The sequence below is a fragment of the Candidatus Cloacimonadota bacterium genome, assembly GCA_011372345.1.
Classification (GTDB): Bacteria; Cloacimonadota; Cloacimonadia; order Cloacimonadales; family TCS61; genus DRTC01.
Genome location: DRTC01000197.1, coordinates 1 through 10,669 on the forward strand (window position 1 = coordinate 1; position 10,669 = coordinate 10,669).

Genomic DNA, 10,669 nt, shown 5'->3' on the forward strand with positions numbered 1-10,669 from the left:
GTCTTTGTATTTGCGGGTTACTCTACAATATTCTGAGGCTAGAAGATAAACAATTTCTCTAATTCATCTGACGCTGCCGACGAACTTCGCTGTCCAGGAGACAATAGATATCCATCCGTTCATTAATAAAAACATCACCTTGACCGGAAAAGATTATAAAGTTAACGATGTCATCCATCATATTTTTTGTTAATTTTCTTTTCATGAATGAATTCAGCTGCATCGATAATGAAATAATTTTTTCAAACATGAATCTGTCGATCGAGTTTATCTTTAAGAGATGCATTAAATAACCAAAAGCTTCGGTTGATAATACTTTCTTTTCATCGGCAGATAAAACACGATTATAAGTTTCCGGTTCTTTTTCCTCGAGAATTGCATCGATAAATAATTTCAATTCTTCTTCAGTCATCCCGAGTCTTTTTAATTTTGCTTTTGAAGGTTTATCTTCCAAAACCACATCTAACAGATCTTCAAATCTACTTGGAGACATTCTCCCATCCTTTTCAATTTTTTCTTTTAGTATCTATCTCCTGACCAATCAAATTTAGTCAAGAGTTCTTTTTCAAAATATTATTCCAAATCAAGAGATTGAGAATAATATTTGTATCTCGTTAATAAATCTTAATCATTAACGATTTTGCCACAACATTTTTTATATTTTTTCCCACTTCCGCAAGGACATGGATCATTTCTGCCAACTTTCATTTCAACTACTCTGGGTTTCAGTTTTTGTTTTTCTCCTGTCGGAGGTGGAGGTGGAGCTGTTCCAGCCTGTCTGAAAGCTGATGTTTTTGCTTTTTGGAATGCCGAACTTTCAGCATGTTGTGTTTGAGCCATTCTAAGGAAATCATTTATTCTATCGGGAGCGATCAGGTAAGTTGTGAAAACTCTTTTTGTGACATCCCGATTGATATCGGAAACGAGTGTCTGGAAAAGATGAAAAGATTCTTTTTTATATTCTATCAAAGGATCTTTTTGGGCATAGGCTCGGAAACTTATTCCTTCTCTTAAAAGATCCATTTCATGAAGATGATCCCGCCATAATTCATCGACAACGATCAGGAGCGACCTTCTTTCGATCTCTCGCATCTGTTCCGAAGAAAACTCTTCTTCTCTTTTATTATATGCTTTTAAAACAGCATCTTCAATATCTTGAGTAAGATTCGTTAAAGTATTATTCTCTCTGATCAATTCCTGCTTTTTGATATTGATATTCAAATTTGCTTTTAACCATTTTAAAATACTTTCAATGTCCCAGTTTTCCTGATATTGTTCTTCTCCAATATTATTCTCTACAAGTTCAGCGATCGTGTCTTTGATCATATCGACGATCTCGAATTTCAGGTCATATCCTTTCAGCACATTTTTCCGGTAAGTATAAATAACTTCCCTCTGCTGGTTCATAACTTCGTCATATTTGATCAGCTGTTTCCTGATCTCAAAATTGTAGGCTTCGACTCTTTTCTGGGCTTTTTCAACAGCTTTTGTCATCCAGGGATGAGTTATTGCTTCTCCGTCCTTGATCCCCATTTTCATCATCATTGGTGCAATTCGTTCGGAACCGAACAATCGCATCAGGTCATCTTCCAGAGACAGATAAAACCGCGATGTGCCCGGATCTCCCTGACGACCGCTTCTTCCTCTTAATTGGCGGTCTATTCTCCGGCTTTCATGTCTTTCCGTACCAATCACATGTAATCCGTCTTTTGGAAGTCCGAATGGATTTTCCTCCGAAATTTTATTACTGCATTTCAGATATTCTGCTTTTTCTTGCGTAACCACTGTTTTCCCGAGTTTTATATCTGTTCCCCGACCTGCCATATTCGTAGCAATCGTAACCGCACCCGGTTCTCCGGCATAAATTATTATTTCAGCTTCCTTTTCATGATATTTCGCATTCAGAACATTATGTTTGATATTCCTTCGTCGCAGCAGACGACCTAAAGTTTCGGAAACTTCGACGGAAACAGTTCCTACCAGGACAGGTTTTCTCCTTTCATGCCAATACACTATCTCATCGATAATAGCTTTGTATTTTTCATTTTTGGTCAGGTAAATAACATCATTATGATCGATCCTGGAAATGGGAAGATTTGTTGGGATAACCATCACCGGAAGTTTATAAATTTCCATAAATTCCGATTCTTCAGTAACCGCAGTTCCGGTCATTCCGGCAAGTTTATCATACATCCTGAAATAATTCTGGAGAGTGATCGTGGCAAAAGTTTGCGTTGCTTCTTCGATAGTAACATTTTCCTTTGCTTCCAGAGCCTGATGCAGACCATCGCTGAACCTTCTACCTTGCATCATTCTGCCGGTAAATTCATCGACGATCATGACTTTATTCTCAACTACAACATAATCCACATCTTTCTCAAACAGGGTATAGCTTTTCAGAAGTTGCTTGATATTATGAAGTTTCTCATTTTTATCCATGAATTTTGAGGTTGCTTCTTCCTTTAATTGCGCTTTTTTCTGTAAAGAAAGTTTTTCATCTTTATCGATTTTATCAAGAACCTCATCGAATTGCTCCATGATAAAAAGGTCAGGTTCTTTTTTTGAAACAAGATCATTTCCTTTTTCGGAAAGTTCGACACTATTATGTTTTTCTTCTACTACATAAAAAAGTTCCGCATCGATCTCATGCATTTTCTTATCGCGGATATAATAACCTTCATAATCAGATGCTAATTTTTTGAGTTCTCCCTCTTTCATCAATTTTATAAAGGATTTATTTTTAGGAGCAGACCGGCTGATCAGTAAAAGCAATTTCCCTACAACATCAGCATCATACTGGTCTTTAGCCAATTCCTGTTTGACTTCCGATAGAAAACGCTTGACCAGCATATTTTGAGCATTAACCAGTTTCAAAATTATGGGTTTTAATTCTGTATAGAAATTCTTACTTTCCTGAACCGGACCGCTGATTATCAAAGGAGTTCTCGCTTCATCAATAAGCACGCTATCGACTTCATCAACAATTGCATACTGATGTTTTCTCTGCACCAGGTTCTGCTCGGAAATTGCCATATTATCACGCAGGTAATCAAATCCGAACTCGCTGTTAGTTCCATAAGTTACATCACAACTATAAGCAACTTTCCGCTCTTCCGGAGATAAACCGCCAATATTAACTCCCACCTTCATTCCATGAAATTCAAAGATCGGACTCATCCATTCCGCATCTCTTTGAGCAAGATAATCATTAACTGTCACGAGATGAACTCCATGACCGAGAAGAGCATTCAGGAACAACGGTAATACAGCAACAAGAGTTTTACCTTCTCCGGTTGCCATTTCAGCAATTTTTCCTTCGTGCAAGACAATCGCTCCAATAAGCTGAACATCAAACGGGATCATATTCCAGACAGCTTTATGTTCGCGAATTTCATATTCAAAACCGATCAATCTGCGACAGGTATCTTTGATTATGGCATAAACTTCGGGAAGGTGTTCATCGAGAATGGCTTGAGTAAGTGTTTTCAGATTTTCCTTGAGTCTGTCTATCTCATTTCCAATTGAATTTTTCTTGTTTTCATCAGGTTCGAGTTGATATTTTTTCTGTAGTTCTGCCAGTTCATTTTCCTGGTCTTCAAGTCTGTTCCTGATATCCTGTTTTATTTCCTGTATCCTGTTTTTAAGATCATCATCGGATAGTTTTTCCAGACTCGGATAAATTTCTTTTATCTGTTCCATAATTGGAGATATTTTTTTCATTTCCCTTTGATAAGGATCTCCAAAAATCTTTTTTGTTAAACCTTTCAACATAATCTATACCTGATAAAATTTTGGACAATCCTTTTTTGACTTGTTTGTGTGTCAAATTATTTGGAGAAAAGTTCATATAGAAAGAATGGAAAAATTTAAACTTAAAGAAATTCAAAGAAAAAAAAATTTAGAAATGTAAATTCTCACGAAATCCAACCAGAAATCATTGACATAAAATAAATGAAAAAAAATATGCAATCGAAAAAGCAATGAGGTATAGTAATGGTAAATGAGAAAGAATTTCTGAGCAATGGTTTATCTCAATATGAGATTCTCAGGGACATTGGCAAAGCTTTAAGTTCATCTCTGGAAATGAATGAAGTCCTGAAAATGATCATGGATTTTATCGGGAAATATTATAAACCCTCGAACTGGTCGCTGCTACTTGTTGATGAGGAGAAATCCGATCTTTTTTTCGTTATTGCTGTGGGTGATTCAAGTGACAAGATCAAAGATAAAAGATTGAAAATTGGAGATGGAATCGCGGGTTGGTCTGTTAAAAATCAGAAAACAGTTACGATCAAAGACGCTTATAAAGATAAAAGATTTCACCAGAATTTTGACAAACAGTCAGGTTTTAAAACTGATACCATTATTTGTGTGCCCTTATTGAACAAAGGAAAAGCATTAGGTGTTATCGAACTGGTAAATGTCGATCTTTCTCTCTTTGAAGAATCATATATAGACCTTCTGGAAACACTGGCAGATTTTGCTGCTATTGCTCTTGGTAATGCTCGTTATATTGAACAGATCAAGGAACTTTCCGTGCGGGATGATTGCACGAAACTTTATAATTCCCGGTATATGGTGGAATTATTTGAGATGGAGATCAATCGTTCGAGAAGACACAAATATAAATTTGCAGCTGTTTTTCTCGATCTCGATCATTTTAAAAATGTGAATGATAATTATGGTCATCTGATTGGTTCACAGCTTCTCAGGAATATTGCTGATATCCTGCTATCTAGCATTCGAAAATCAGATTGGGCAGTTCGTTATGGTGGTGATGAATTCGTTTTGATCTTAACTGAAACAGGAAGAAAAGAAGCCTTACTTTTAACTGAAAGAATAAGACATAGATTGAATAAAACAGTTTTTTTTACTGAAGAAAATTATAATATAAAAGTCACAGCCAGCTTTGGGATCGCAGTTTATCCGGATGATGCCAAAACAACGGATGAGATCATCGGTCTGGCAGATCATGCCATGTATAAAGTTAAAAATTCAGGTAGGAATAATATCCTTGTTGCTGAAAAAGAAAATAATTTTCTGAAAAGATTAATCCTCTAACTAAATAATTTTAAAATAAGAACCGCATTCTCCATTTTCGCAGGAATGCGGTTCTCATCCTCAAAAAATTGCGGGATCTTCGTTAATAATTCACTTTGCCTGAAAGTCAGGATCAATCTGCATAAACAACCGTTTCATTGGAAGAGCTGCTGATCTTATCTCTTTTTTTGGCTCGTACCCGATAAATTGCTCTGACGCCTACTGCCTGATCTTTATGTTCATATTTTGTGGCTGTGATCACATCGACAAAAGTGAAAGAAGCCGCTTCTCCGATCATGGCTTCAATAATATAAAGAGTTCCGAATTTTTACCGCAGTTTTTACAATTGAGAAATTAGTGCCATCCTTTATATATTCGATTGCTTTATCAATATCTTTTTTATAATAGAAAGCAAGACGGATATCTATCAAAACCAGCAAGATATTTCTCAATCCAAATCAATCCCGCAGGGATTCAATGTTAATAGCCGGAGATGGAATCTCCGGTTGGGAAGAAACAAAACAGTCCCCGTCAGGATTAAATCTTTTCTCTTCTCGCGAACATCTTCCCTATCTTCATATATTCGATTTCTGCTAATTTAATTTCCAACAGAATATAACCAGGATCATCAGGTTCTTTCCAGAAATGTTTTATATACTCGAAAACATCCATTATTTCTTTTTTAGTTGGAATATCCTCGTTGAATATCGCTTGTCCGAATCCACGGATATAACCACCGTTTTTGCCATCTGAAATACTCAAACAGAACTCGATGTTATTGTTAATTTTTATTTGTTTAATTTTAGCATCTTTATTTCCGGTTGCGATAAAGAATCGATCTTGATGAAAGATCAGAGTTACAGGTCTGACAGCAGGTTTATTATTCGCACTTGTTGCCAGGTAAACGATGTTCGTGTCTTTGAAATAACTCCATATTTCTTTCTTTAATTCTCTGGTCATTTTTCTACTCCTTTTTTTGACTGGATTTCATCTCCGGCTATTGTCGGAAGATGGAGTTCAGTCGGGTATTTAATCTTGTTTTTCGTCAATTGTTCTCAACTCCAAGCTACGCTTTGAAGTCGAGTCCAATTAGACTGGATATATATTTTAATTTTTTCTCTGTGTTCTCTGCGTCTCTGTGGCTAACTCTTTAAATCGAAAACAGGAAACAAGATGATCGTTCACCATTCCTGCAGCCTGCATAAAAGCATAACAGATGGTTGATCCGACAAATTTGAATCCTCTCTTTTTCAGGTCTTTGCTCATTTCATCCGATTCTTTGGTTTTTGTTGGAATTTGAGAAAGTTCTTTCCATTTATTTTGAATTGTTTTTCCTTCCACAAATTGCCAGATATATTTATCAAAACTTCCAAATTCTTTCTGGATTTCCATGAATCTTTGAGCATTGTTAATTGTAGCGTTGATCTTTAGTTTATTGCGGATAATATCCTTATTTGTGATCAGTTCGTTAAACTTGTTTTCATCATAAAGTGCAATTTTCTCTATTTGATAATCCTCGAATGCTTTCCTGAAATTTTCTCTTTTATTCAGGACGATCTGCCAGCTTAATCCTGCCTGAAAAGCATCCAACACGAAAAACTCAAAAAGTTTCCGATCATCATGAACAGGAACTCCCCATTCCTGATCATGATATGCGATCATTAAATCGTTGTTTCCGACCCAATTGCATCTTCGTTTCATAATTGTTTTCTATGAATTGTATAACAAACAATCCTGTTTGTTTAAATTCAGTTTATCTTTTGTTCACAATCAGGATGATAATGTTACTTTTCACAATCGAGGACGATTGTATTACATTCACAAACAAAATTGTTTGTGTTACTCTACTTCCTGTTAAAAATAAAAAGCAGATATCCGGCATAAAGAATAAGAAAGAAAATGGCTTCATTTCTTGCCATTATCCTTCTTTTGCCAACAATGAAAGTAAAGAAAAGAATGATCGTGATCAGAATTAAAAGGAAGAAATCAATGTTCAGTTCGGGATTGTATTCGAGAGGATGGATAATCGAGCTTAAACCGAGAACCAGAAGAAGATTAAAAATATTTGAACCGACAACATTTCCAATCGCCAGATCATTATGTTTCTTGATCACTGCCAGAACCGAAGTCACTAATTCCGGTAGAGATGTTCCCAGAGCTACGATGGTCAGAGCAATGAATTTATCCGAAACTCCAAGCAGACGGGCAATAATTACAGCATTATGAACAACTAATTCCCCGCCAATGAAAAGTCCGATAATTCCTAAAATAATGTAAATAGGTGTCCTTTGATTGGAAAATATTTTAACATCTACTTCTAATTCTCTTGTTTTTGAAATTCTTGATACATAATAAAAAAACAAAAGTAATCCTGAAATCAGGATTATTCCATCAAAACGGGAAAGCGAACTTCCTGAAAATCCACAATTATTGCATAAACAAAAAACAAAAATTGTAGCGATCAGTAAAATGGGAATCTCTTTCAGAACCGTATTTTTTTGAACTTTTATTTGGGTGATCAAACAGGCAACACCGAGAACTACGAGAACATTAAAAATATTACTGCCGATGATGTTTCCAAAAGCAATGGCATCATGACCTTTGAAACTGGCAATTAAATTGACTATCAATTCCGGTGCAGATGTGCCGAAAGCAACGATCGTCAAACCGATTGCCAGTTGAGAGATGGACATTTTCTTTGCCAGAGATGAAGAGCCGTCAACCAGGAATTCCGCACCTTTGATCAGAACTATGAAACCGATTATTAATAAAATTATTGCTAAAAACATTTTATTCTCTTCGTAAAACAATTCGCTGAATTGTTCAACATAATATTTTGTACTTGTTCCCAAATTCCATTTGGGAACACAATTGGTAAAGAAAATTTATTTCGAACATATATATTTTTTCCCAAAAATCAAAGTTAAACTTTTAATAATTACAATCCCAAAAACAATTTGGGAATGAGGAAAAAAAATTTATTCTCCTTGTAATACAATCATCCTTGATTGTGACTTTTTCATTCAATCAAGATGATTGAGTTAATCTGTAGAACAAGATTCCGATCTTGTTCTTTTCTCTCGATTTCGGAAAATCAAGTTACATCAAATATCGATCAATGCAGTTGCTTTATACTGTGATGAGATGATCAGATTCAAATCAAAATTTATACTCGCTAAATATTCCTGCATTAAAATTCTCGCAATTTCAGGATCATTATTCACTTCACTCAAATGTGCCAGAACAAGGTTCTTCAATCCCGGATGAATTATCCGGCTGATAACTCCGACTGCTTGTTCATTGGAAAGATGTCCATGCCTGCTTTTCACTCTTTGCTTCAAATCCCAGGGATAAGGTCCTTCAAGAAGCATTTTCTCATCATGATTGCTTTCCAGAATAATAGAAGTTGCCTTTTTGAATTTTCTTAACATCAACCTGGTGCTGTAACCGAGATCAGTTGCTACTGCTAATTTTCGTAATTTATCGTCTGCTTTTTGAAAGGTAAAATTTGCTCCGTCAACAACATCATGTGAGGAAGGAAAGGAATTGATGATAATATCTCCAACCTGAAATTTATCTCCGGTCTCAAAATACTTTATTCCTTCCGGAACATTTCCAATACGATGACGGCTCGATAAAAAAGTTTGTTCCGTAATATACATCGGAATTTTAAACTTCCGACAGATAACTCCAGCACCTTTGATATGATCGCTGTGTTCATGACTGATCAGCAAAGCATTTATTTTTGTTTCATCAAGATGCAGGTCCTGTAAAAATCCGGATATTTTTTTCCCGCTCAAACCTGCATCCAACAGAATTTTCGTAGATTCGGTCCGAATCAGGATGGAGTTTCCTTTACTTCCGCTGGCTAAGACTGCTGTTTGGAACATATAATTTTCACCGCAAAGACGCAAAGGACGCAAAGAAAAATTTACAACTATTATTCACATTTTGCAAAAATGTGCTACTTGTCACTTGTCCCTACTTTATATAATAATAACGATTATTCAATTTATCAAAATCAGACCATTCCGCATCTTTGTTCTGAACAGATTCGATGATCTGCTGCACACCGGTTGTCTGAGCATCGAGATTGTCAGCATGATGGAGGACAACAGCTTCCAGAGTTTGCGGAAGCCGAACCGATGCTTTCTCAAATTCACCATGATGAGCTAAAATCAGGTGACGGAGTTTCATTAAAGTTTCCTTGGGAAAATTATTTATTAATGCTGCTTTCTCACAGATCAATTGATCTCCAAGTGAAATATGTCCGATCAACCTGCCGATCACGGAAAAATCAATAATGGATTTGATATTGTATTCATAGACTTTTCCAATATCGTGTAAGATCGCTCCGGTCAATAAGAGGTCCTTATTTACAGGATAAAGATGAGTTATAAAATCGCAGATCGTGCTCACTGCGATCGTGTGTTCGAGCAGACCTCCGATGTAATTATGATGCCAGGTTTTGGCTGCCGGAGATTTGGCAAAAAGTGTGAAGAATTCCTTGTCCTCGAATATCGAAAGTAATAATTCTTTTAAATAACTGTCATTAATATTATCAATAAATTGGTATAGCTTTTCCGATAGTTTTGTGATATCTTTGGAAGTGGCTTCAATATAATCAGAAAGGTTATATTCCTCACTTTTCATAACTCTAACTTTATTCACTGTCAACTGGATCTGGGATTTATAGCTGATGACGATTCCCTTGACTTTAATGACATCACCTTCCTTGAATTTCTCATCGATGACTTTGGCATTATTCCAGATATTCCCGGAAATGGAGCCGGTTTTATCCGCTAATTTTAATCTTAAATAAAAATCTTTGGTACCTTCCCGCAGGTCTTTTTGAACCACGAGAAAATTGGAAATTATTTCTTTATTTAAAAATTCGCTTATTTGATTTACGAAGATTTTGTCTTCCATTTTTTATTCCTTAAATTTTTATCATGTTTTTTTTAAAATATGTAAATATTCGACAGTTGAATCTGCTTTATGATCCCTATTTTCTGTTTTATCAGCTTTAAATCGTTGATATTCTTTCTTAATAATATCATAAAAACCATATTTACTCATAATTTTTCTTACTTCTGATTCTGTCATTAAGCCTTCATTATTATAACTTAAAAATATGTATTTGAATTTAGCATTCTTAATTAAATCATCAAATTCATATGTAACGGTAGATTTGCTACAATATTTTGATCGTTTGTAATTCCTTAAGCCAGTTTTTCCTTTTGGTATAAAGCTGTCATATTTCGCTACAGTATTGAGTAAATGATAGTTTGCTCCATATTGTCGTGCGTTGTATGGAGGATCAAGATACAAAATATCACCTTCGATTTTTTTAATCAATTCGTTGCTATCTTCATTATAAACTTTATGAAAATTATCATTTAATTCAAAAATTGCAGGTTTTAATATTAAATCTTTTTGAGCAGATTTTTTTAGTTTTTTCATGAGAACTCCATATAAAATGATTTAATTGTCTTTATTTATTTCAATTTGATAAGCCAATGAATAATCATGCTCAAATTTATCTATAAATTTAAGTATAACTGAACCATTATCAATGATTTCTGGGGCTTCTTCAAAATATCCCCTATATACTCTAAAAGAAGTACAA

The 10,669-nt window shown here is 35.1% G+C and carries 9 protein-coding genes; 1 reads left to right on the forward strand and 8 read right to left on the reverse strand.

Translation table 11 applies throughout. The features are described 5' to 3' along the window. Positions 1–58: 58 nt before the first annotated feature. Entirely contained in the window at positions 59–493 is a 435-nt protein-coding gene (locus ENL20_03810) for a hypothetical protein (protein ID HHE37682.1), read from the reverse strand. A gap of 131 nt (positions 494–624) precedes the next feature. Continuing rightward, a complete protein-coding gene (gene secA, locus ENL20_03815) occupies positions 625–3,771 on the reverse strand; it encodes a preprotein translocase subunit SecA (GenBank protein ID HHE37683.1) in 3,147 nt (1,048 codons plus the stop codon). 222 nt (positions 3,772–3,993) lie between these two features. On the opposite strand from secA, the gene ENL20_03820 reads away from it, so the two are divergent. Next, positions 3,994–5,061, forward strand: a complete 1,068-nt coding sequence (locus ENL20_03820; GenBank protein HHE37684.1) for a sensor domain-containing diguanylate cyclase — start codon at positions 3,994–3,996, stop codon at positions 5,059–5,061. A gap of 516 nt (positions 5,062–5,577) precedes the next feature. Here ENL20_03820 and ENL20_03825 read toward each other — a convergent pair. The 6 genes from ENL20_03825 to ENL20_03850 form a co-directional block, all read right to left on the reverse strand. Then, a complete protein-coding gene (locus tag ENL20_03825; protein ID HHE37685.1) occupies positions 5,578–6,000 on the reverse strand; it encodes a hypothetical protein in 423 nt (140 codons plus the stop codon). Positions 6,001–6,147: 147 nt separating this feature from the next. Then, complete coding sequence (locus ENL20_03830) at positions 6,148–6,741, reverse strand: DNA-3-methyladenine glycosylase I (GenBank protein HHE37686.1); 594 nt, start codon at positions 6,739–6,741, stop codon at positions 6,148–6,150. A 143-nt stretch (positions 6,742–6,884) separates the two neighbouring features. Further along, positions 6,885–7,829: a calcium/sodium antiporter gene (locus ENL20_03835; protein HHE37687.1), complete on the reverse strand. Its 945-nt coding sequence runs from the start codon at positions 7,827–7,829 to the stop codon at positions 6,885–6,887. Between the two features lie 315 nt (positions 7,830–8,144). Beyond that, on the reverse strand, positions 8,145–8,930 hold the full coding sequence (locus ENL20_03840) for an MBL fold metallo-hydrolase (GenBank protein ID HHE37688.1): 786 nt from the start codon (positions 8,928–8,930) through the stop codon (positions 8,145–8,147). Between the two features lie 91 nt (positions 8,931–9,021). Further along, a complete protein-coding gene (locus ENL20_03845) occupies positions 9,022–9,969 on the reverse strand; it encodes an HD domain-containing protein (protein ID HHE37689.1) in 948 nt (315 codons plus the stop codon). 21 nt (positions 9,970–9,990) lie between these two features. Continuing rightward, on the reverse strand, positions 9,991–10,524 hold the full coding sequence (locus ENL20_03850) for a hypothetical protein (GenBank protein HHE37690.1): 534 nt from the start codon (positions 10,522–10,524) through the stop codon (positions 9,991–9,993). Positions 10,525–10,669: the final 145 nt, after the last annotated feature.